Origin of the sequence: Vibrio sp. 11-4(1), from assembly GCF_013048625.1 — a bacterium.
GTDB classification, from domain to species: domain Bacteria; phylum Pseudomonadota; class Gammaproteobacteria; order Enterobacterales; family Vibrionaceae; genus Vibrio; species Vibrio diabolicus.
This window is the reverse complement of record NZ_VHSY01000001.1, coordinates 275,093-297,813: the sequence shown is the minus strand read 5'-3', so window position 1 is coordinate 297,813 and position 22,721 is coordinate 275,093. Positions and strand designations below refer to the sequence as shown.

Below are 22,721 nucleotides of genomic sequence, written 5' to 3'. Positions count from 1 at the left end.
CAATAACAAGGACAACGAGTTATGAACAAAGGACATTTAGCGACAACGTTGGTGCTATCTTCGGCACTGTTTACTACCGCCACTTGGGCAAAAGACTCTGTATTTGTCGGGCAATTGGTCGACTTTTCTGGACCAACAGCCTACGTGAGTAAGCCTTATGGTTCTGGTGTGCGAGACGCATTACGCTGGATCAACCAAAACGGTGGCATTAATGGTACTGAGCTCGAATTTGAAACGGTAGACATGGCGTATAAAGTGCCAGTAGCCATTTCCAACTACAAACGTTGGGTGGCGCGTAAAGACATGGTTGCGCTACAAGGTTGGGGCACGGCAGATACCGAAGCACTCATCTCGTTTGTGACCAAAGACAAAGTGCCAGTGTTCTCTGCCTCTTATTCAGGTCACTTAACGGACCCAACCGGCAAGAACCCAAAAACCGCGAAACCAGCGCCTTATAACTTCTTCTATGGTGCGTCGTACTCAGATGCGTGTCGTGCACTAGTGAAGTGGGCGAAAGAAGATTGGGAATCAAAGGGCAACCAAGGTGCGCCGAAATTTACCCATATTGGCGATAACCACCCATTCCCGAATGCGCCAAAAGAAGCGTGTGCAGAATATGCTGAAGAGCTTGGTTTTGAGGTGCAAAACCCAGTCGTTGTGTCACTAAAACCAGGGGACTTCAAAGCACAATGTCTGTCACTCAAAGAGTCTGGCACCAACTACGGTTACATTGCCAATATCGGTAGCTCGGTAATCTCACTCGTGAAGTCTTGTAATACGGTTGGTACAGAGTTCCAGTACATGGCGAACATTTGGGGCGGTGACAAACCAGTACTTGAAGCGGCGGGCGATGGCCTTAAAGATTACGTTTTTCCTGGCATGACGGCGTTTTGGGGAGACGATAACGAAGGCATGAAACTGGTTCGTGAGATTTCTAAGCAGTCTGAATCAGAGCCTGGCGAGTTTAGAACTCACCACTACATTCGCGGCATTTGTTCTGCGTTCTACATGAAAGAAGCGATGGAGTGGGCGAAAGACAACGGTGGCATCACGGGTGAAAACATCAAGAAGGGCATGTATGTCCATGACAACTGGGTCCCACAAGGCTTAGAAGGTGTTTGTGTACCTGCGAACTGGAAGCCGGAAGATCACCGTGGCACAACAACCGTGAACGTGTTTATGGGTAACAACAACGGCGGCGCAGTCGATATTAAGAAAGTGTCCCAAGTGACATTGTCACGTCGTGACGATTGGCTAGGTTACTAATCTACGACTTATTAATAACAAAGCTTACTGAAAATAAGGATGGGTGAGAGAACACTCTCACCCTAGTAAGGAGTAGTTTGATGGCTGAATTAGCAACGAATATCGAACCGGCAGAAATACTGCTTTCAGTGAACAACATTGAAGTCGTCTACGACGAAGTAATACTAGTACTTCGCGGTGTGAGCTTAGAAGTTCCAAAAGGGCAGATTGTGACCTTACTGGGCGCCAACGGTGCGGGTAAATCCACGACGTTAAAAGCTATTTCTGGTTTGTTGAAAACCGAAGATGGTGAAGTGACGCGCGGTGAAATCAACTTCATGGGCGAGCGCATAGACAACAAAAGCCCGGAAGAGATCGTCCGTTCGGGCATCTTCCAAGTTATGGAAGGGCGCCGAATTGTTGAAGACATGACGGTAATAGAAAATCTTCGCTTAGGCGCTTACACGCGTACGGACAACGAAGTCGAGCAAGACATCGAAATGGTGTTTGATTATTTCCCTCGCCTTAAAGAGCGCACCGGTCTAGCGGGTTATTTGTCAGGTGGTGAGCAGCAAATGCTAGCGATTGGTCGTGCACTGATGGCTCGTCCAAAAATGATCTTGTTGGATGAACCTTCGATGGGGCTTTCGCCGCTGTTGGTGAAGGAGGTGTTCAGCATTATTAACAAGATTAATAAAGATCAAGGCATTACCATGCTTTTGGTTGAGCAGAATGCCAACTTTGCCCTTCAAGCGGCCGATTACGGTTACATCATGGAATCAGGCAAAATCGTACTGGATGGCAGCAAGCACGAACTGCTAAACAATGAAGATGTGAAAGAGTTCTACCTTGGCGGCGGCGATGAAGATCGCAAGAGCTTCAAGAATCTGAAATCTTACAAACGTCGTAAGCGTTGGTTATAAGGAGCAAGGATGAACGAACTATTTGATGCGAAAGAATCGTTATCTCCGCAGGCACGAGAAGAATCGCTGTTTCAACGTCTGCCAACGTTGATTGAAAATGCAAAAGCCAACAGCGAACATTATGCGGCGCATTTTGCTGAGTTAGATCCTACATTGGCGAATAATCGTGAAGGGCTTACCCAGTTTCCAATTACGCGCAAATTCAATATGCCAAACCAGCAGCAACTTAAACCGCCGTTTGGTGGTTTAAATAGTGTTGCGATTGGTCAGATGGCGCGTGTATTCCAATCACCGGGGCCGTTGTATGAGGCACAAACGGATGAGGTGGATTTCTGGCGTATGGGGCGCGCGTTTCACGCGGCTGGATTTAGTGCGGGCGATTTAGTGCATAACACGCTCTCTTATCATTTCTCGCCTGGTGGATTTATTATGGATGGTGGCGCAAGAGCTTGTGGCTGCGCGGTATTTCCAGCGGGTGTCGGGAATACCGAAGCACAAATTGAAGCGATTAAACAGTTGCAGCCAACGGGTTATACGGGCACGCCTTCTTACTTGCTGACGTTGCTACAAAAGTACCAAGAGAAATATGGTGAGTCGCCGAGTTTTACCAAAGCGCTAGTCTCTGGTGAAGCAGTCACTGCAGACATGCAACAGATGTTTGAGGTTAAAAGAATTGCAGTCTCTCAAGCCTACGCAAGTGCTGAGCTTGGTTTGATTGCTTATCAAGTGTCTGGCGAGCAAGGCTTGGTGGTTGCCGAAGATATTATCGTTGAAATCGTTAATCCTGATGGCATTCCTGTACAACTGGGAGAAGTCGGCGAAGTGGTCGTGACATCGCTCGATGAGAAGTTTCCGCTGATTCGCTACGCAACGGGAGATTTATCGGCATACCTAGGAACGGGCTCGGATTCGCCACGCACGAATGCGCGAATTAAAGGCTGGATGGGGCGTGCGGACTCAGCGGTGAAAGTAAAAGGCCTGTTTGTTTATCCGCATCAGATCCAAGAAGTCTGTCGTCGCCACGATATTAAAGGCTCCTTGAAAATTGAGCGTGATGGCTTCAACGATACCATTACTTTCTGCTGTCATGATGTTCATGTCTCGGCAGAGGACATTCAAGCGACACTCCAGTCTGTCACCAAACTGAAAGGCAATGTCCAGTTCGTGTCCAATCAGACCGAACAGCCGTTAATCAATGACTTGCGCAGTTAATCCGTCATTGTAAACCGCAGTTATAAAAAAGCTAACAACGTAAAAATCAAAGGCTAGGAGAGGGGATACCACATTGTGCTGCGTATCCCTTTCTTTTTGTGCCAGTACAATCAGGAGGGCGATAAATGAAGCAGGCACCGACCATCAATCAACAGTTTTGGGATAATTTGTTTACCCAAGGCACTATGCCATGGGATGCCAAAACCACACCTCAAGAGCTAAAAGCTTACCTAGAAAAAGCGCTTAATAGCGGTCAGTCTGTATTTATCCCTGGCTGTGGCGCTGCTTATGAACTCAGCTCTTTTATTCAATATGGGCATGATGTGATCGCGATGGATTACAGCCAACAAGCAGTAAAAATGGCGCAATCGACGTTAGGCAAGCACAAAGGTAAAGTCGTGCTAGGGGATGTATTTAACGCTGACTCTACGCACTCATTTGATGTGATTTACGAGCGTGCCTTTCTCGCTGCACTACCGAGAGACCAGTGGCCAGATTACTTTGCTATGGTGGATAAATTGCTGCCAAGAGACGGTTTGTTAATTGGTTATTTCGTTATAGATGATGATTATCACTCTCGCTTCCCTCCATTTTGTTTGCGAAGTGGGGAGTTGGCGCAACATTTTGAACCAACGTTTACACTTATTGAATCTTCACCCGTTACAAATAGTGTGGATGTATTTAAAGGTAAGGAGTATTGGATGGTGTGGCAGAAGTGTTAGTCGCTTTTAATCTTTTTGAAGAAGTATTCGCGGAAACTTTCTGGCTCTTTTTTAATCGCTGAAAAGTAAGTCACAAATGTATGATATTTGGTCGATGCCATGAGCCAGAGAGCGATAATAGGAAAAAGTACAAAACTAACAAAAAAAAATTTATGTTCATCTTCAAGAAGGAATAGGCCAAGAGCGTAAACAAGGAGCTGAAAGTAAATATTGATTAAGTTGATTTCTGCCGCTTTAGGTTTGCCTCTAACAATCATCATGTTTGGGATAACAAGCAGTAGAGTCATGATCCCAGCAAAAGAAAAGTTTAGAGCCAAGAAAGCATCAGTTGTTAAGTGCTCAGACGACTGGTCAATCAATATTGCCAGCAACGTTACTGCCATGCCGCCTCCCATCATAATCAAGGTAATGACTGCCACGCCAACAAGAAAAACCCAAATAGAAAGGTAATGGTTGTCAAAAAACTCTTCTGCCTTCAATCTCTTAAACCTCATCGATACGTGCTGTGAAATAACAGAGGCTACTTCACTCTATTCTTGTAGAGGGGATGCTCACATAGAAAGAATACGTATGTAAAATATCAATAAGCGTTAGTTTTAAAGGCGGGAGTTACCCCCATAATAGGTCGAAAGGTATTTCAGAATGGCTTCGCGATCATCACCCGGCAGTTCATCCATCCCTTGCTCTTCAATCATCCAGTCTAAGGTTTCATCCCATCGTTGGCGGCTTAGTCCTTGTTGTGTGACCATGTGTAACGAATGACAGGCTGAGCAGATTGCCGCGACGAGCTCCATATTCTCTCCCGGCCTTAATATCCCATCACCTGGCGATTTAACCTCCAATCCTGATGACGTCATATTCCAATTGGGTGGTGTCGGGTTTTTCGTTGCAAGCCATGCAATGATAGCCGCGCGCGCACCGGGATCTGTTACGCTAGGGAAGATCATGTTGGTCCCTGGCGCGAAGTCATTCGGAGCGGATAAAAATGCGTCCAACTTTTCTGCGTCCGATTTTCCTTGATGTTGTCTAATTCCGTTGCTGTAATTGAAGCCCTCAAAACTGGCGATATTGCGCTCTGCTAGCCCCCATAAGGGCGGGCCAACCACCGTTACGCCATTCGGCTCAAACAGATAGCAAGCTTTACAAACCATGGCTTGCTGCTCGCCTGCTGCAATCAACTCGTCGTTACTCGCAAGGACAGGGTCGCTCAACAAAGCCAAAAGGGTGAAAGCGAGCGGGAGTACCCGCTCTGATGGTTGTTTTGTTCTCACCTTGTTATGTCCACTAAGTTCTCACTATTCTGCTACTGACTCTTTAGCTTCGTACAATCAATGCGATGCGGTGGAAAGTGTTGTTGAGGTAACCTTTCGGATTCCATGCGATGGTAAAAGGCTGGCTGACACCTTGATCGTCAGTTGCTTTCGCCCACACTTCGTAGTAACCCGCTTGAGGGCACTTCACCTTAGCATTGAACGTTTGCCAAGCACCGTCATTGGTAGGAGCTGCGAGGTCGGCATCCATCCATGTTGCGCCAAAATCAATCCTTTCTCGCTGCACTACCGAGAGACCAGTGGCCAGATTACTTTGCTATGGTGGATAAATTGCTGCCAAGAGGCGGTTTGTTAATTGGTTATTTCGTTATAGATGATGATTACCACTCTCGCTTTCCTCCATTTTGTTTGCGAAGTGGTGAGTTGGAGGGTTATCTAGAACCGACGTTTAAGCTTGTGGAATCCTCAGTGGTGGCAAACAGTGTTGAGGTTTTTAAAGGTAGAGAGCGCTGGATGGTGTGGCAGAAAAGTTGCCGTATTTAAACGCTATGGCATCAAATAATGAATACAAAATCAGCGTCACATAATGCATCTTTTAAATTATTCTTGTGGTAACGATAAGTGTTGTGAATTGGCGAAGTTGTGAGAAATGTAGATCATGTCCTTTGAAAACATAAGGATATATAATATGGACAAATCATTTTCTCTCATCGATAAGCCTACCTTCTTAGGCTCACTCTTTCTTTTACTCAGCGTCGTTATACCCTTAATTTTATTTCCCACACAAGGTGCGGATTGGATAGCTTCAGCCAAATTTTTCATGACCGATAAGCTTGGTGTTTTATACCTCGCACTGGGTATCGCAGCAATGTGTTTTATGATTTACACGGTGTTCAGCGATCTTGGCCAAATCAAACTTGGTGAAGCCGACGAGCAACCAGAATTTGGTAACGCCTCATGGGCTGCAATGCTATTTTGTGGAGGTATTGGCGCAAGTATTCTGTATTGGGGGTGTATCGAGTGGGCATACTACTATCAATCACCACCATTTCAGTTGGAAGCAGGCAGTGAAGAAGCCATTCGCTGGGCCGCGACTTATGGTCTGTTTCACTGGGGACCGATCGCTTGGTCAATTTACCTTATTCCTGCTCTGCCTATCGCTTACTTCTTTTATGTACGCAAACAACCTGTTTTGAAAATCTCTAGTGCGTTAATGCCTGTATTAGGAGAAAAGCGTGCAAACGGTGGTATTGGCAAGTTTATTGATGTGTTGTTTATTTTTGGTATGTTGGGTGGCGCGGCGACTACGCTTGGCTTAGCAGCGCCTCTTATCAACGGTGGTCTACATCATATCTTCGGTCTTCCAAACAATACCTTCAGCCAAGTGGCTGTATTACTTCTCTGTACTGCTATTTTTGGTTACTCCGCGTATGCAGGGCTTGAGAAGGGGATCAAATTCCTTAGTAACATTAACTTCTGGGGTGCGATGGGCTTGTTACTCTTTGTACTCGCCGTTGGGCCAACCGTGTTCATGTTAGAAACGGGCTTAGATTCTATTGGTCGTATGTTGTCTAACTTCTTTGTTATGGCTACCTGGGCGGAGCCGTTTGGTGGTTATGGTGAGTTTACAGATACCCACTTCCCGCAAGACTGGACTATTTTCTACTGGGCATGGTGGTTGGTCTTTGCTCCTTGTATGGGATTGTTTGTTGCGCGTATCTCGCGTGGAAGAACGATCAAACAGATGGTCGTAGGTTCTATATTTTACGGTTCTTTAGGTTGTTTCTTATTCTTCATTGTTTTAGGTAACTATGGTTTATCGTTGCAATTGACGGGTGAGCTTGATGTCATCGCAATCCTCAACGAATCGGGCGCACCGGCGGCTATTTTTGCAACGTTAGATACACTACCGTTAGGGCCAATCGTTATTGGTGTTTTTACACTGTTGTGTATCATTTTTACGGCGACTTCGTTTGACTCTATCTCGTACATTCTTGCGTCTGTGGTTCAAAATGATGTGACGGAAGAACCGATGCGCTGGAACCGTTTGTTCTGGGCGTTTACTTTGTCTTTTCTGCCAACCGTCCTAATGTTCATGGGAGGTTTATCGACATTACAAACCGCTGCGATCGTGGGCGGTTTACCGTTGTTAGTTATCTCGGTGATGTTGATGGTGTCCTTTGTTCGCGCGGCGAGCCTAGATATTAAACATCAAGCAGAATACGAAGAGCCAACCATTAACATTGAAGAACTGCCGGAAATTGACCCTTGGTCAACAGAGGGAATGGCCTTGGCGAAATTTGAGCGCTTTAAAGACTTAGCTCAACAGGCGGCTGAAGAAGAGCGCGAAGCAATGGCGGCCCTGATGAGCATGCGTAAGAGAATTCGCGCATTTGCCTTAGAGCACAGCTGTGAATCTGGGTTTTCGGACCATCATTTACCAGAAGAGATGCAAACAGAGCTACAGCAACTAACCGAAGCGCTTGAGTTGGCTCAACAGAAGAAGCAAGAACTGTCTGAACAAGCCCAAGAATCTCGAATGGAGTTTAATCATGTGTTATTAGGCGGCGCGTCGGCAGGTTTAGCAACGTCGCAGGCTTAAGAACAGACACACAAGAGCCGAGTATAAACTCGGCTCTTTTTTTGGCGTGGATACCTTACAGTTAAAAATTCTGCTCAGTCAGTGTTAATGCTTATACTATTTTAGGTTGACCATCTGATGCGGTGGCACCGCCGTCTACAGGTAGGTTTACGCCATTAATGAAAGATGCGTCATCACTTGCCAAGAAAGCCACGACAGACGCAATTTCTTCAGGTTCGGCGGCTCGGCCGAGCGCAATGCGCTCATTGAATTTATCGCGGATTTCCTGCGGCCAGCCGTTCGTCATGTTGGTTTTTACTAAGCTTGGGCATACGGCGTTAATTCTTACACCCTCCGCACCATGGTCCAATGCCATCGCTCTAGTCAGGTTGACCACAGCGCCTTTACTCGCGCAATAGAATGCGGCACCCCAGTCACCACCCAAACCAGAAACGGACGCGGTATTCACCATACAACCTTTCGTTTTTAAGAGTTCAGGTAACGCAAACTTCGCGCAATAAACGACGCCGTCAATGTTTACACCAGAGATCTTCTTCCAGTCTTCCACACTACCTTCAATCACTGAACCAGGGACATGTACGCCGGCATTGTTTACTAAAATATCCAGTTTACCGAAACGGGTAACAACATCAGAAATCAGTGCTGCGACTTTGTCTGGATCAGAAACATCAATGGAATGCGCAGACACGCGCTGTTTATCAAAGCCCTCAACGGCGTTTGCCAACTGCTCTTCATTCCAATCGGCAAGAGCGACGTTTGCGCCTTCTTCATACAGACGTTTTGCGATGGCCAAACCAATACCATTGGCAGAACCAGTGACGAGTGCGACTTTATTTTTTAATCCTCTCATGCGATTTCTCCTTCGAAACTTACAAAAACGGGATCTTGATTTTTCTCTGTGCGCGGCAACATCAGTTTGTCGTTGTCGCTGTAATCTACGGGGATAGCCACCACTGCTGGTCCTTCAACGTCCATGGCTCTATTCAATGTCGGTAGCAATTCGTGTTGACTAGTCACTGCGAAGCCTTTCGCGCCAAATGATTCGGCGTAGGCCTTGAAATCAATTGGTCCAAATTTCACACCAGAGCAGCGCTGATATTTGTTGATCTCTTGCATTTCTACCATGTTGTAGGCGTTATCAACCCACACAATATGGACGATATTGCAGTTCAGTCTAACCGCGGTTTCTAACTCCATGCTCGATTGCATAAAACCGCCGTCTCCCGATATCGATACCACTTTGCTGCCAGGTTTCAGTAGGCTGGCACCAATGGCCCATGGCAGTGCAACGCCCATCGTTTGTTGGCCGTTAGACACCAGCATTTGGCGAGCTCGAAAACAACTTAAGTAACGAGCGATCCAGATGTGGAAGCTCCCCATATCAAGACATAACGTGGTATCTGGTGTGATGATAGATTGCATGGCTTTAATCAGTGCCAGTGGATGAAATCCTTGCTTGTTATAGACATTGGGATAGGTTTTGATCACTTGCCGTTGCAGTGCTACCTCTTCCAGTACTGAAAGTGCCGTTGGGGAAAGGCGAGCATATTCAGAGATATAGCTGCCCATCTTGTCTAATGACTGCGCAATGTTTCCGACGATTTCAACACAAGGCTGATAATTAAGTTGGTATTCAGCCGGTTCAATATCGAGGTGAATCACTGGGTTGCGGTGGCTGTTCCAAAGCTCAGGGTCATACTCTATTGGGCTAAAGCCGATGGTGAGAATTAAATCGGCGTCCCGCAGTAAAACATCGCCAGGTTGGTTGTTAAATAAACCGACGCGACCTGCAAAGTGGTGATAGTAATTGATGTCTACGGTCCCGGCGGCTTGGTAAGTGCCGACAACGGGTAGCTGCGTATTTTGAAGAAATCGGGCGATAGCAGCAGCGTTTTGGCTGCGGCTCGCGTGAAGGCCAAGTAAAACCACACAGCGCTTTGCTTTACTGATTCGACTGACCGCTTCTTCGATTGCTGCGATGTCTGCGCAACCAGGCTGTGTGTAAGGCGAGGGGACAATAATGTCCGTTTGGGTTTGCTCGGATAAAACATCTTGGGGGAGACTCAAAAAGCAAGCCCCCGGACGACCTGACTCTGCGATACGAAATGCGTTCGCCATGATCTCGCTTGCGGCGTCCACATGCTGCACTTCAGCACTGAACTTGGTTATAGAGCGAAAAATACTGACGGTATCCATGCTCTGGTGTGTTTGTTTTTGCTGGTCAGTTCGTTTCACCGCACCACCGATAGCAATCAGCGGATCGCCTTCGGAGTTTGCTGTTGCAACCCCCGTAACTAGATTGCCACAGCCTGGACCTGACGTAACCATTGTGACGCCTGCTTTGCCGGTTAGTCTTCCCATAACGCCCGCCATAAATGCGCCGTTAGCCTCGTGGCGTACCGGAATCATTTGGATGTTAGTGTCTTCAATCGCATCGAACAGTCGATCGATTTTTGCACCGGGAATACCGAAAATGTACTTAATGCCGAGAGACTCTAGCTGTTGAGCGATCAACTGAGCTCCATTTTTATTTGAAGGTTTGGATTGCATTTGTTGTCCTTATTATTTGCCTGACTTTGTTACTTTTCCGCCTTTTCTATAGCGGTATTTATATCTTCCGGAGCCAAATTGGCAGTGAGGAAGTCTGTCGATACTGGTGTATCAATCACTAGCCGCGAGACTTTGCCAATCTGGAGAAATCCTGACGAAATGCTGTAATCCTGGATATGACCACCTCCTTGGCGGTCATCGGTAATAAAGTGTTCGTGATAGCCGGGTACATTGATGCCAGTCGTATATTTAGGACTGCGAAAGCCGGCGACCACGCCTTGCTTATGCGTGAAGCGGAACGTTGGTTGTTCTTTGACCACTTCAAGCATTGGCCGATAAGGGCGTGTTTGTTTAGGTACGGTGCGAGTACGGACTGAATCGAAAACGCCATCAATGCGCACTGCGCAAAATAGGTTGTCACTTGGAACCATGTCGTCTATGAGGCTATGGACTTCATGACGTGACATGCGCGATGTCAGTGGCAGCTCGATATCAGGCTTAAAAAAAGTCATGACAGCAAAGGGCGTTTTTTGCGCTAGGTCTGCCGGGTTTGCGGAGCCATCCGACTTGAGTTGAAAAACTTCCTTATCAAACGCAATCAACTCACCATCCAGTTCATTGAACGTACCTAAACCAAAATCCCCATGTTTCAGCAGTTCTTCTATGGTTGTTGAGCCTTCGTAAACACCAGCGATCAAAGCACTCATTAACGAAGTCTGATAAATCTCACCATCTCCGGTAACGTGATGGTATTCAGAAAATTCTTTCGCTACTTCAAGCGAACAAGCACATAGAGGGTTATAAAATCCACGCATGAGTAAGACCAGTTATGCAATGAAGAGTATATTTAGATTGACTTCTACACGGTGCTAAATCCAATATAAAAAAGATTTATTTTGATATGGAAAATATATGGAATTTCGCTACCTGAAGTATTTTGTCGCGGTCGCCGAGACTCGTCACTTTACCCGAGCCGCTGAACAGTTAGGGATTGCGCAACCTCCTTTAAGTCAACAAATCAAAAAGTTAGAGCACGAGCTTGGTGTGGACCTATTTAAGCGCTTGTCTAGAGGGGTAGAACTGACCCATGCTGGGCAAGTCTTCTATACGGATGCGGTAAATATTCTTGCTGATGTGGAACGCGCTAAAGCAAAAGCCCGACAGATTGCCCGTGGTGAAAATACGCAGGTTAAAATCGGGTTCGCAACGTCAACATCAACCTGCATTAAGGTATTAGAGAGGGTGGGGCGTATTCAAGAGAATGGGGTTCATTTACAGGCGGCGGAACTGTCAATGCCAGAGCTTGCCGCTCAGTTAAAAAGCAAACAACTTGATCTCGCAATCATGCGGCTACCCTGTTACGCCAGTGAGCCTTTTGAGCACAAGGTGTTGTTTAACGACCCTTTTGTCGCGGTGATTCCGGCGGGGCACGAACTGGCAAAATATCCCTGTATCCAAATGAAACAGTTGAGAGGCCATAAAATTTTACTGTTTCCACGAGAGACTGGACCTGCATTGTTTGATGGCATGAGCACACTTTTTGCCGACGCAGGAGTAAGGCTCGAACCACAGTTCGCAGCACCGCAACTTCGTACGACGATTGCCATGGCGCAGGCAGGGCTAGGTATTGCTCTCGTTCCGCGCTCACTGGCTGAACATCTCGATGATTCTGCGACAGTCGCCGAGATTGATGATATCCCTCTCACTAGTCGTGTTGTTGTTGCTTGGGAGGCATCTAATCTCAATAAACAAGCGTTAAAAGTAGCCACGAACATCAGTCATGTTGAGGCTTAAAGATGAGTCATCGAACTGGCTCTGATAGCCACAGGCAAATGTGATACTCTCCCCGTTATATGCAAAGCTATGCTTTGGTTGAATAGACAAATCTTACTCAACGAATAGAACTTACTGAGGATGTACCAATGATATACGCTGCGGTCTTTGATATGGACGGGGTGCTGATTGATTCAGAACCTTTGTGGAAGGAAGCGGAAAAGCAGGTGTTTTCATCAGTTGGCGTCCAAGTGACCGAAGTGCTGTCAAAGCAGACTGCAACTATGACGACAGGTGAAGTAACAAGGTTTTGGTATGAACGTAATCCTTGGCAAGAAAAGAGCCTAGACGAAGTAGAGAATGCTGTTGTGGATAAAGTGGAGGCATTAATAATTGAAAAAGGGTGCGAATTAGAGGGTGTTACAGAAACACTCAAATTGCTTAAGGAAAAAGGGTTTAAGATAGGGTTGTCTACTAATTCACCTTATCAACTCATTCCCACCATTTTGAACAAACTCGGTATTGCCAGTTACTTTGACGCGATATCATCGTCAGACGATGTAGAACAGGGCAAGCCAGAGCCAGATGTCTACCTTTCAACAATCAATAAACTAGGTGTAGATTCAAGTAACTGTATTGCCTTTGAAGACTCTTATTCGGGTATGCTTGCGGCAACACGAGCAAACATAAAAACAGTCGTGATACCTCAACCTGAGAAGTTCTACCAAGAGTTTAATGAAGCCAGTCTAAAGCTGCAAAAGCTATCAGAGTTTAATGAAAGCCATTTGGCGAGTTTAATGGACTTGAGTTTGAGAGCAACAATTGCACCAACACCGTATGAAAGTTTTTAGAAAAAGGACTTGATTGTGAACAGTCGGTCGCTGAAAAAATACCTACTGCCAATGTTCTTATTGGTTTTACCTATAGAATCATTCGCAAAAGATACGACTATGTTGGACGAGCTCAATAATCGATTTGTTACATTTGAAAGGCGATTTGATGATTGTATCAACTCTTCTTCTCAAAATGATGTGAGTGAAAACATTGTCGATAAGATTCAAGCGCTTAATATTGATTTTGAAATTTCTGTTGGCTATTTATACAAACAATCACTTTATTTATGCTCTGATAATGAATTCAGTGAGTTAGCAAGGATTATCATGATAATTGAAACCTCCGATAATGATGGATTGCAATTATCAAAGGCAAAAGCTAGTCAAATTAGAAAGCTACTTTTTAGCAAAGTGGATTTACGTTTAGAGTCGAAGTTTCAAAGTTTACCGCAAGATAAAAAGGAAGCATTACTGAACCTTGCGAAAAAGCTTGAACCTTTTGATCTCGTAAGCATGCATGAACGACTGCAGGCAATGTAGACCTATGAAAGAGTGTTTTGAGTAGATTCTTAACACTTGGCTTTATCATTAAGATTGAGTATTAGGTTCAACGCCTCTAGCTCTTACACAAGCTCTAGAGGCATCCATTTAAAAGTGCCGAGCTAAGATTTTAATCCTGCAGCGGTCATCATGACGCGAAATAACATAGACACTAACCCTAATGCAGCGACGCTAGCGACCCAAATTCCAACCATCCACGCCCATTGGCGGCACCAATTTTTGACTTTCATACTCACTCCTTATCAACTCGTTAATGGTACGCTTCGTCTTCTTTCACTTTTCCAGAGAAGACGTAGTAACTCCAAAAGGTGTAAGCCAGAATGATCGGGATGATGATCACTGCTCCAACGAGCATAAAGCGCTGACTGCTTGCAGGAGCCGCTGCTTCCCATATTGATATGCTAGGAGGAATGATATTTGGCCAGATACTGATACCAAGCCCAGCGAACCCGAGAATCACGATCAATAACGCCATCACGAAAGGGCTGCGCTCTTTACGCTTTTTAACGGAGTCGGCAATCTTCAAACATACCAGCCCAGTAATGACAGGTACGGGCAGTAAGTAGAACAAATTAGGCAGAGAAAACCATCTTTCCGCAATGGCAGGGTAAGCAAGTGGGGTCCAAGCGCTCACAATGACTAATGCGGAGATCATCGCCAGTAGTGTTTTGTTAGTGAAGCGGTACATCGTGTTTTGCAGTGCACCTTCCGTTTTCATGATGAGCCATGTGCTACCAAGCAGTGCGTACGTTGCGACTAAACCCAAACCACAAAAGATGGGAAAAGGGGTGAGCCAGTCTAGTTGGCTACCTACGAAAACGCGGTTTTCCACCGCAAAGCCTTGAATTACCGCGCCAACAACGATGCCTTGGAAAAACGTGGTTAAAATCGAGCCGACCATAAAAGAGCGATCCCAGAACTTTAAGTGGTTTTCCAATGCTTTAAAGCGAAACTCAAACGCTACGCCACGAAAGATCAAAGCAATCAACATCAACGTCAAAGGGATGGTTAGCGCTTCAATAATTACCGCGTAAGCCATCGGAAAAGCGCCAAATAGAGATGCGCCTCCAAGAACAATCCAAGTTTCGTTGCCGTCCCAAACTGGCGCGACACTGTTGACCATGACGTCTTTTTGTTTTTCATCCTTGATGAAGGGCATCAGTATTCCAATACCCAAATCGAAGCCATCCATGATGATGTACATCAAAGTGGCAAAAACGATGATCGCGAACCAAATCACGGATAAATCAAAATGCATATTCTTTACCTTCACTTTGTGACAAATTCTAAATGCGACCTGAAACGGTCGTCATGTCGTGCTCATCGTGCTCGATTGCATCGGGGCCTTTCTTGATTTGGTGGATCATGTAGTAATAACCAAAACCAAATACCAAGCTGTATACAACAAGGAAACACAGCAGGCTGATGCTCATTTGTAGGTCTCCATGTGCAGAAACCGCATCACGCGTTTTTTGTACGCCATACACGACCCAAGGTTGCCGACCAACCTCTGTCGTAAACCAGCCAGCAAGTATTGCGATAAGACCAGATGGCCCCATAAACAATGAAAACTTGAGGAACCAACGCGAGGTATAAAGCGTGTTCTTTTTTCGTAACCACATGCTGTAGAAGCTTTGAAAAATCATCAGAAGTCCTAGTCCGACCATGATTCGAAATGACCAAAAGACGATAGGTGAGTTCGGTCGTTCCTCTTTCGGGAAGTCTTTCAGCGCCGGGATTGGCTCAGTTAAACTGTGGCGTAGGATCAAACTTCCTAGAACAGGAACTTCTATGGCATAGTCTGTGCGTTCTTGTTCCATGTTTGGCATGCCGAACAATATCAATGGGGTTGGTTTGCCATCGCTGTTATCCCAATGTCCTTCGATGGCGGCGATTTTGGCAGGCTGGTATTCCAAGGTGTTTAGCCCGTGCACATCGCCAATCACGGCTTGGAGTGGCGCAAGGAACACTAAGATCCCGAGCGACATCGAAAACATGGTTTTTACCGCAGTCGATTGATTGCCTCTCAATAAATGCCAAGCGGCTGACGCGCCTACAAAGAGTGCTGAACTGACGAAAGCCGCGACGCTCATGTGCGCCAAACGATAAGGAAATGAAGGATTGAAAACGATAGCAAACCAGTCGGTTGGCACCACACGTCCGTCGACAATTTCATAGCCTTGTGGCGTTTGCATCCAACTGTTGGAGGCGAGAATCCAGAACGTCGAAATGATCGTGCCTAACGCCACCATCGAGGTTGCAAAAAAGTGCAGCTTTTCGCCGACGCGACGCCACCCAAACAGCATTACGCCAAGAAATCCGGCTTCGAGAAAGAAAGCCGTTAACACTTCATAAGTCAGTAATGGGCCAGTGATAGAACCAGCGAAGTCGGAGAAACCACTCCAGTTGGTGCCGAATTGATAGGCCATGACAAGACCAGATACAACACCCATTCCAAAGTTAACCGCAAAAATTTTCGACCAGAAGTGATAGAGCTTTTGGTAATCGGGATTACGTGTTTTTAGCCATAAGCCTTCCAGCACGGCGAGATAGGTGGCCAAACCTATGGTGATAGCGGGGAAAATAATATGAAAGGATACCGTAAAGGCGAACTGTATCCGTGCAAGCATAAATGCGTCGAGGCCAAACATTAAACTTCCTTTGATCTTTTAAGTTTTATGAGAGAGCTATTTTAAAAGGAGCGGAATGAGGGAAGTAGGTACAGACAGTGACTATAAACCTATAACAGATTAAATATTGACGTGTTATTATTTTGAATTCAGCTTTATGGAGGGGGATCCGCGTGTGGCGAAGTATCAAGAGTTAGTGGAACAGCTTAAAAGGCAGATAAAATCGGGGATATGGCATCCGGGTGACAAGCTGCCTTCTCTGCGTCGCCAATCTGAACACTCGGGTTTAAGTTTGATGACGGTGTTGCATGCCTATCAAATTCTGGAATCTCAAGGCTGGGTGACGTCACAGCCGCGCTCTGGTTATCGAGTCGCTCCCAATATTAAGAGTTCAAATGAACCCCAAGCGCCAGCCGCGGTTTCGTGGACAGAGCAGGTAGACATCAATGAGTTTATCTTTGATGTGCTGCAGGCGAGTAAAAATCCATCCATGATCAATTTTGGCTTTGCCTATCCAGATCCAAGTTTATACCCACGATATCACGTGAATCGGGCGATGGGCGCAGCCGCTCGCAATATGCCGATTTCCACCACCTTTGATAACTTACCGCCGGGAAACGAACAATTACGCACCATCATCGCGAAGCGTTATGCTGCGAAAGGCATTGAAATTTCACCCGATGAAATTATCATTACGGCAGGCGCGCTGGAGGCGTTAACGCTCAGTTTGCAAGCCTGCACAAGACCGGGAGATTGGGTGGTTGTGGAGTCGCCTGCATTCTATGGCGCATTGCAATCCTTAGAGCGGTTAGGTTTGAAAGCGCTCTCAGTAAGAACAGACCCAGTCACGGGTATTGACCTAGATTCATTGGAACGAGCGCTGCAAACACACGATGTGAAAGCATGTTGGCTGATGTCGAACTTCCAAAATCCTCTGGGTTTTACGCTCTCCGACGAGAAAAAACAAAAGCTGATTGAACTGACACAGCGATATAACGTGCCAGTGATTGAAGATGATGTGTACAGCGAACTGCATGCCGGGAATGACTCGGTTTACCCACTAAGAATGTTTGATGACACGGGCAATACCATGTTGTGCTCCTCGTTTTCAAAATCATTAATCGCAGGGCTACGTATTGGTTGGGTTGCGGCGGGAAAGCGGGCGCTAGAGGTACAAAAGTTACAGTTAATGAGTACATTAGCGACGAGTGCACCAGTGCAAATGACATTGGTGCACTATTTAACAAGCCGCAATTATGAATCGCATTTGAAGCAGTTACGAAAAAAGCTGTTTGAACGTAAAAGTAAGATGACGGATCGGCTTAGTGAGCTGTTACCTGGAGAAGTCAAAGTGTTAAGCCAAAGCGGCGGGTACTTTATTTGGTTAGAGCTTCCCAAGCATATCGACGCCTTGCCGATATATCGAAAAGCGCTAAAAGACAATATCAGTATCGCACCGGGAAAGATGTTCAGTCTGACAGAACAATACGATCACTGTATTCGTCTTAACGCTTCTTTTGAGCTCAATGACAAATACGTCCATGCTCTCAATCTGCTTGCCAACATTATTCGCGATCATTTGGCGGAATAGCGACTTGCTTCAGTTTTTTGGTTTAATGGAGCGCGCCGGATTTCCAGCAACTCGATCGCCCGGCGCAACGTCTTTGGTTATGACAGAGCCAGCGCCGACGACGGCCTCATCGCCAATGGTCACGCCTGGCAGTATGATAGCGCCCCCACCAATCCAAACGTTATTGCCGATTTTTACCGGTTTGGCGATCTCATCTCCGACTAAGCGTCTTTGTGTATCCAGTGAATGAGCGGCTGTGTAAATTTGCACTCTAGGCCCAATCATGACGTTCGCGCCAATCTCAACCTGCCCATTGTCCAGAATAATGGCATCCCAGTTGATGTAGGAGTTTTCCCCGATGGACAAGTGACAACCGTAGGTAAGTTGAAGCGGTGGCTCTATACAGGCGCTGTTTTCTAATTGGACGCCCATTTCTGCCAATAGTTGTCTACGTATATCTGGGTTTGGCTCGTGGTTAAATTGGAAGACAAGCTGCGCAGTTTTGGCGCGCATTAGCTTTAGTTCTTCATCCAGGCAATTATAGGTTTCTCCAGAGCGCATCCGAGTCAGTTCTGACATAACAATCATTCCATTAATGGTTTGCAGTTGAGGCCACAATGATAAGTGAGTGTTTCAGTCAATAGGGGATTTTTATTATGAAATCAGATGTTTATCACTGATTTATATTCAATAGGTTAGGTTTGAGTAAGCACTCGTTAAGAGTCATTCAAATAGAGAAGTGAATTGGGTAAGTTCCTTTTAGCAGGGGAGGAAAGTATAGATTGGATGTTGCTTTCCTCTCCACAGCTTGATTTGGAGCATTTATTGGCTGTCCCACATCACTTCGCACTCTTCTTTAACAGCCGATTTTAAAAGCTCAATAAGTGGAAATGCTCTGCGTCCTAAACTGACCGTTTGTTCCTCTTGCTCCTCATCTTCTTCCATTGCTTGACTGTTGTTCTTCTCTATCGCTTCTTGTGCTGCGAGAGCGGAGGTCAATCTAGATAGAGCATCAGGGATGTCTTGAACGGAAATAGACCCTGGTACTGAGCCACTATGCCCCATCATTTTGATCATCTTTATCGCAATATCGCCAAACATAGTGACGTTCGAGTGGCTATGGCAACGAAATGTAATAAGCATTTACCTGCTCCTGTTGTAGGTGTTCATTTGAGTATAAATGGTATCTGAGACACGAGGCAATTTAATCCGATAATTCGCAATCTTTCAGATAGCTATCTATCTTTAACGAAAGACAAACATAAGGAGATGATTTTGTTGAACTCCCAATTAAAGACGTTGATTTGGCGGCTTCACAAGCGAATATTTACGTTGCTTATGGTGTTATGCATATGGTCACCTTCTGTCGTTGCTCAACCTTCCATTGTTTTTGGTGTCGTACCGCAACAGTCGGCGACCAAACTAGTGCAACAATGGCAGCCATTACTGCAACGCTGGGGAGATCTTGCTGGCGTTGAGATTAAGTTTGCCACGGCACGTGATATTCCCACATTCGAAGCTCGCTTGATGGCTGGAGCCTACGACATTGCATACATGAACCCATATCACTTTACGTTGGTGAATCAAAACCCAGGTTATACGGCGTTAGCAAGAGCGAAAAATAAGCGGATCACAGGCATTATTGTAGCAAGGCGAGGGAAGTCGGTTTCCCTTGATGAGCTGCAAGAAAAGACCATCGCTTTTCCTGCTCCACGAGCATTTGCTGCTTCTATCATCACACAATCAGAGTTGGCGCAGAAAGGCATCAAGTTTACGCCTAAATACGTCGGTTCGCACGACTCAGTCTATTTGGGGGTACTTAAAGGTTTGTACATTGCTGGTGGTGGCGTGAAGCGTACCTTTGAGAGCTTACCGAGTGAAATAAAAGACCAACTTAGCATCATTTATACAACTGCTGGTTATACGCCTCATGCTATTGCGGTTTCAAATAATGTCGATGAAGAGATTACTCTTGCCTTACGAAAGGCAATTTCGCAACTTAATGATGATCCAAAAGCACAGGAGAGTTTTACTTTACTCAACATTGACGGGTTACAGCTTGCACAAGACCAAGATTGGCAAGATGTTGTTCAATTGGGAATCTCAAGATAAATGGTTGCCCTATGACGCTGCGTTCGAAAACGATACTTGGCATTGCTCTTATTGAGGCCCTTGCGCTCGGTGTACTCATCATTAGTGGGCTTAATTGGTTGGAAAGTTCCAACGAGACTAGCCTCGAGGTTGGGAGCCAACACTTGGTGAGTGTATTTGCTCAGGCGTCGAGAGATGCGGTGATTGCGACGGACTTAGCCTATCTAGACAGTTTTGCTCGTTCTGTCGTAAGTGAGCGCGAGCTGGCTTATATTCGTATTGTTAACCAAGATGGCGTCGAGCTGACGCTACAGGGGGATTACAGCGGTGTTGATACTGGTGTGAGACCGTTTGATGTGACCGATGGAGTTTACGATGTTGCGCAAGAGATTACTCTTGGAGAGCAGACTTTCGGTAAGGTTGAAATGGGGGTGAATGTTGAACATGTACATCAAGTACTTTCATTTGCGACTCAGGCAAGTTTGGTTATCGCCTTTATTGAAATGTCGCTGGTGGCCATGTTTTCGTATGCTCTCGGTAGCTATTTGATGAAGCGGCTCGATCTTCTTCGTACTGGGGTAATCAAGGTTTCACAGCAAGGTCCGGGTTCGCAAATTTCGATTTCAGGCAATGACGAAGTTACACGTGTTGGCGAAGCGTTTAACCAAATGTCACGCTCTTTAGCACAAGCGCAAACTAAACTTCAGCAAGAGCATCAAACCCAGCAACAGTTATCGGCCAAAATATCGCAGCTTGCTGAGGTTGCTGAACATGCGCGTGATACCATCATCATTACTCACCCTGACGGCACTATTGCATGGGTAAACCCTGCGTTTGAACAGCTAACCGAATATACGTTGGAAGAAGTTATTGGCAAATCGCCGGGCGAGTTACTCCAAGGGCCAGACACAGACCCAAATACGGTGGCATTGCTCTCAAAAAGTGTCCGTAAGCACTCTCCTATTAGGGTTGAAATACTCAACTATACCAAGTCGAAGCACCCGTATTGGGTCGAGTTGGAGCTTTCTCCTGTGTTTGATGAAGATGGCGGGCTGTTACGTTTTATTGCGGTAGAGCGTGACATCACCGACAGGCGAAGGATGGAGAGGCGTCTGTCGTCTGCTTTAGATAAATCGAAAAAGGCGATGCAAGCCAAATCGGAATTTTTGGCGAACATGAGCCATGAGATTCGCACCCCAATGAACGCGATCATGGGGATCAGCGAGATATTGCTTGAGAACGAAAACCGTCGAGAGCCAAGGGAGTTATTACTCTTGCTGCACAAATCTGCCAACAACCTTGTGACGATCATTAACGACATCCTTGACTACAGCAAAGTAGAAGCGGGCAAGTTGACGTTAGTTGAAGAGGAGTTTGACTTGCGTTCACTCGTCGAGAGCTGCACCGCTTTGTGTGCTTATCAGGCGGATAAAAAGAACCTCAAGTTGTTGGTTGATATGCCATTGGCCATGAATACGGTCGTGGTCGGTGATAAAGGTCGGATTAATCAAATCTTGCTTAACTTGATCGGTAATGCGGTGAAATTCACGGATGAAGGTCATGTGCTACTCAAAGTCAGAGAAAGTGAGCACGGTTTTGATTTTTCCGTGAGTGATACGGGCATTGGTATTCCCGAAGATAGATTGGCTCATATTATGGATAAGTTTGAGCAGGTCGATACCTCCGCGACAAGACGCCATGAAGGTACAGGCTTGGGGTTGGCAATCTCAAAACGTTTGATCAGCATGTACAACGGCGAGCTTTGTGTGCATTCAGATTTTGGAAAAGGGTCGTGTTTTAGCTTTAGTTTGCAGTTGCCTAAGCAAAGCCAGCTTCTTTCCGATCCGATAGAGCTGAGTGCAAATCGACTATTGTTGATTGATGATTATCAACCGCGCGTGCAACACTTGATACATTTAGCTCAAGAGATTGGCATTGAAGTTACTCATGCCAGCGATTGGTCAACTGCGCAGTCTTTGGGTAAAAAATTGGATGGTTTTGATCGTATCCTCGCGAGTGTAAACAATGCTCAAGATAGAGATGCGCTCTATGAGCTTGATGCGACAGAATCCGCCGCCAAACGGGTAATGTTTCTTGCACCTTGCGTGATGGAGGAAGGGCATGCTTGGTCGTGCGAGCGGGATCGTTTATTGCCGCAACCGGTCACGCAGCATAAACTGCAAGCTCTGTTTTCTACTAAGACACAAAAGCGTCGAGAACTTTCCTCAGATGAGAACCCTGACTTTTCTAGCCTGCACCTATTAGTCGCAGAAGACAGCCATATCAATCGAATATTGATTGAAAAAATGTTGCAAGACACAGGTGTTAAACTGACGTTGGCGGAAGATGGTGTTGAAGCCGTTGAACTTTATAAACAGCTTTCTCCGGACTTGGTGATTACCGATATTTCTATGCCAAACAAAGATGGTTTTGGCGTGACAAAAGACATTCGTGAGTTACAGGAAAGTGGTGCGTTTCCTTGGTGTCCAATCGTCGCGTTTTCTGCACATGCGATGCAAGAGCAGCAACAAAAAAGTATCGCATTAGGTATGGATGATTACCTGACAAAACCAGTTCAGAAAAGTGATTTGCTTAATATGATCGCGAAGTGGGGATGCCACACCCTTGCAGAGGAAAAGCACGCTTCTGTTTAGTGTTTCGGTTAGATTAAATCGACTCAAAGAAAACGAGCATGTTATTAAACATGCTCGTTTGTAGTTGTTTATCGTAGGTTGAGC

At 45.9% G+C, this 22,721-nt stretch carries 22 protein-coding genes and 1 pseudogene; 12 read left to right on the top strand and 11 right to left on the bottom strand.

From position 1 onward, the window contains the following. Positions 1-21: 21 nt before the first annotated feature. The 4 genes from FKN16_RS01240 (at position 22) to FKN16_RS01225 (ending at position 4,102) form a co-directional block, all read left to right on the top strand. Positions 22-1,266, top strand: coding sequence for an ABC transporter substrate-binding protein (locus FKN16_RS01240; RefSeq protein WP_006741059.1), 1,245 nt, complete (start codon positions 22-24; stop codon positions 1,264-1,266). Positions 1,267-1,346: 80 nt separating this feature from the next. Further along, positions 1,347-2,168: an ABC transporter ATP-binding protein gene (locus FKN16_RS01235; protein WP_005392594.1), complete on the top strand. Its 822-nt coding sequence runs from the start codon at positions 1,347-1,349 to the stop codon at positions 2,166-2,168. Between the two features lie 9 nt (positions 2,169-2,177). Next, positions 2,178-3,380, top strand: a complete 1,203-nt coding sequence (locus tag FKN16_RS01230) for an AMP-binding protein (protein WP_170901814.1) — start codon at positions 2,178-2,180, stop codon at positions 3,378-3,380. 125 nt (positions 3,381-3,505) lie between these two features. Further along, complete coding sequence (locus FKN16_RS01225; RefSeq protein ID WP_170901813.1) at positions 3,506-4,102, top strand: methyltransferase domain-containing protein; 597 nt, start codon at positions 3,506-3,508, stop codon at positions 4,100-4,102. Here the strand turns inward: FKN16_RS01225 and FKN16_RS01220 are convergent. The 3 genes and pseudogenes from FKN16_RS01220 to FKN16_RS01210 all read right to left on the bottom strand — a co-directional run. Further along, on the bottom strand, positions 4,099-4,581 hold the full coding sequence (locus FKN16_RS01220) for a hypothetical protein (RefSeq protein ID WP_170901812.1): 483 nt from the start codon (positions 4,579-4,581) through the stop codon (positions 4,099-4,101). The genes FKN16_RS01225 and FKN16_RS01220 overlap by 4 nt on opposite strands. Positions 4,582-4,698: 117 nt before the next feature. Then, positions 4,699-5,373, bottom strand: coding sequence for a c-type cytochrome (locus tag FKN16_RS01215; RefSeq protein WP_170901811.1), 675 nt, complete (start codon positions 5,371-5,373; stop codon positions 4,699-4,701). Positions 5,374-5,416: 43 nt separating this feature from the next. Continuing rightward, positions 5,417-5,659 (bottom strand): annotated as a pseudogene (locus FKN16_RS01210) (molybdopterin containing oxidoreductase); the annotation flags it as partial. On the opposite strand from FKN16_RS01210, the gene FKN16_RS01205 reads away from it, so the two are divergent. Continuing rightward, positions 5,626-5,916 carry a hypothetical protein gene (locus FKN16_RS01205; protein WP_170901810.1) on the top strand — a complete coding sequence of 97 codons (291 nt, stop codon included), beginning with the start codon at positions 5,626-5,628 and terminating at the stop codon, positions 5,914-5,916. The pseudogene FKN16_RS01210 and the gene FKN16_RS01205 sit on opposite strands and share 34 nt — an antisense overlap. A gap of 145 nt (positions 5,917-6,061) precedes the next feature. Continuing rightward, entirely contained in the window at positions 6,062-7,975 is a 1,914-nt protein-coding gene (locus FKN16_RS01200; protein ID WP_048624916.1) for a BCCT family transporter, read from the top strand. A gap of 91 nt (positions 7,976-8,066) precedes the next feature. Here FKN16_RS01200 and FKN16_RS01195 read toward each other — a convergent pair whose 3' ends face one another. Genes FKN16_RS01195 through budA form a run of 3 tightly spaced genes read right to left on the bottom strand, consistent with a single transcriptional unit; the run spans position 8,067 to position 11,340 of the window. Continuing rightward, the gene (locus FKN16_RS01195; RefSeq protein ID WP_170901809.1) at positions 8,067-8,825 is read right to left on the bottom strand and encodes an SDR family oxidoreductase; all 759 of its coding nucleotides are present in this window, start codon (positions 8,823-8,825) and stop codon (positions 8,067-8,069) included. Beyond that, positions 8,822-10,525, bottom strand: coding sequence for an acetolactate synthase AlsS (alsS, locus tag FKN16_RS01190; RefSeq protein WP_134645556.1), 1,704 nt, complete (start codon positions 10,523-10,525; stop codon positions 8,822-8,824). The genes FKN16_RS01195 and alsS overlap by 4 nt, the downstream gene beginning before the upstream one ends. Before the next feature lie 29 nt (positions 10,526-10,554). Next, positions 10,555-11,340 carry an acetolactate decarboxylase gene (gene budA / locus FKN16_RS01185; RefSeq protein ID WP_170901808.1) on the bottom strand — a complete coding sequence of 262 codons (786 nt, stop codon included), beginning with the start codon at positions 11,338-11,340 and terminating at the stop codon, positions 10,555-10,557. Between the two features lie 97 nt (positions 11,341-11,437). Between budA and FKN16_RS01180 the strand changes: the two genes are divergently transcribed. The 3 genes from FKN16_RS01180 (at position 11,438) to FKN16_RS01170 (ending at position 13,671) form a co-directional block, all read left to right on the top strand. Further along, entirely contained in the window at positions 11,438-12,319 is an 882-nt protein-coding gene (locus FKN16_RS01180; protein ID WP_170901807.1) for a LysR family transcriptional regulator, read from the top strand. 128 nt (positions 12,320-12,447) lie between these two features. Further along, positions 12,448-13,149 (top strand): hexitol phosphatase HxpB, encoded by a 702-nt coding sequence (gene hxpB, locus FKN16_RS01175; protein WP_170901806.1) that lies wholly within the window; start codon positions 12,448-12,450, stop codon positions 13,147-13,149. Between the two features lie 15 nt (positions 13,150-13,164). Next, the gene (locus FKN16_RS01170; protein ID WP_226420519.1) at positions 13,165-13,671 is read left to right on the top strand and encodes a hypothetical protein; all 507 of its coding nucleotides are present in this window, start codon (positions 13,165-13,167) and stop codon (positions 13,669-13,671) included. A 122-nt stretch (positions 13,672-13,793) separates the two neighbouring features. On the opposite strand, the gene FKN16_RS01165 is transcribed toward FKN16_RS01170, so the two are convergent. Genes FKN16_RS01165 through FKN16_RS01155 form a run of 3 tightly spaced genes read right to left on the bottom strand, consistent with a single transcriptional unit; the run spans position 13,794 to position 16,343 of the window. Next, positions 13,794-13,922 (bottom strand): DUF2474 domain-containing protein, encoded by a 129-nt coding sequence (locus FKN16_RS01165; RefSeq protein WP_124007763.1) that lies wholly within the window; start codon positions 13,920-13,922, stop codon positions 13,794-13,796. A 20-nt stretch (positions 13,923-13,942) separates the two neighbouring features. Further along, the gene (cydB, locus tag FKN16_RS01160; protein ID WP_170901805.1) at positions 13,943-14,950 is read right to left on the bottom strand and encodes a cytochrome d ubiquinol oxidase subunit II; all 1,008 of its coding nucleotides are present in this window, start codon (positions 14,948-14,950) and stop codon (positions 13,943-13,945) included. A 28-nt stretch (positions 14,951-14,978) separates the two neighbouring features. After that, the gene (locus tag FKN16_RS01155) at positions 14,979-16,343 is read right to left on the bottom strand and encodes a cytochrome ubiquinol oxidase subunit I (protein WP_170901804.1); all 1,365 of its coding nucleotides are present in this window, start codon (positions 16,341-16,343) and stop codon (positions 14,979-14,981) included. Between the two features lie 136 nt (positions 16,344-16,479). On the opposite strand from FKN16_RS01155, the gene FKN16_RS01150 reads away from it, so the two are divergent. After that, on the top strand, positions 16,480-17,913 hold the full coding sequence (locus tag FKN16_RS01150; protein WP_170901803.1) for a PLP-dependent aminotransferase family protein: 1,434 nt from the start codon (positions 16,480-16,482) through the stop codon (positions 17,911-17,913). 9 nt (positions 17,914-17,922) lie between these two features. Here the strand turns inward: FKN16_RS01150 and FKN16_RS01145 are convergent, their stop codons facing one another. Both FKN16_RS01145 and FKN16_RS01140 read right to left on the bottom strand, forming a co-directional pair. Next, positions 17,923-18,471: a sugar O-acetyltransferase gene (locus tag FKN16_RS01145; RefSeq protein WP_170901802.1), complete on the bottom strand. Its 549-nt coding sequence runs from the start codon at positions 18,469-18,471 to the stop codon at positions 17,923-17,925. 243 nt (positions 18,472-18,714) lie between these two features. Next, positions 18,715-19,035, bottom strand: coding sequence for a DUF1840 domain-containing protein (locus tag FKN16_RS01140; RefSeq protein WP_170901801.1), 321 nt, complete (start codon positions 19,033-19,035; stop codon positions 18,715-18,717). Positions 19,036-19,167: 132 nt separating this feature from the next. Here FKN16_RS01140 and FKN16_RS01135 point away from each other — a divergent pair, with 132 nt between their 5' ends. Both FKN16_RS01135 and FKN16_RS01130 read left to right on the top strand, forming a co-directional pair. Further along, positions 19,168-20,004, top strand: a complete 837-nt coding sequence (locus tag FKN16_RS01135; RefSeq protein WP_170901800.1) for a phosphate/phosphite/phosphonate ABC transporter substrate-binding protein — start codon at positions 19,168-19,170, stop codon at positions 20,002-20,004. Between the two features lie 11 nt (positions 20,005-20,015). Further along, positions 20,016-22,637 (top strand): ATP-binding protein, encoded by a 2,622-nt coding sequence (locus FKN16_RS01130; RefSeq protein WP_170901799.1) that lies wholly within the window; start codon positions 20,016-20,018, stop codon positions 22,635-22,637. Positions 22,638-22,721 lie beyond the last annotated feature (84 nt).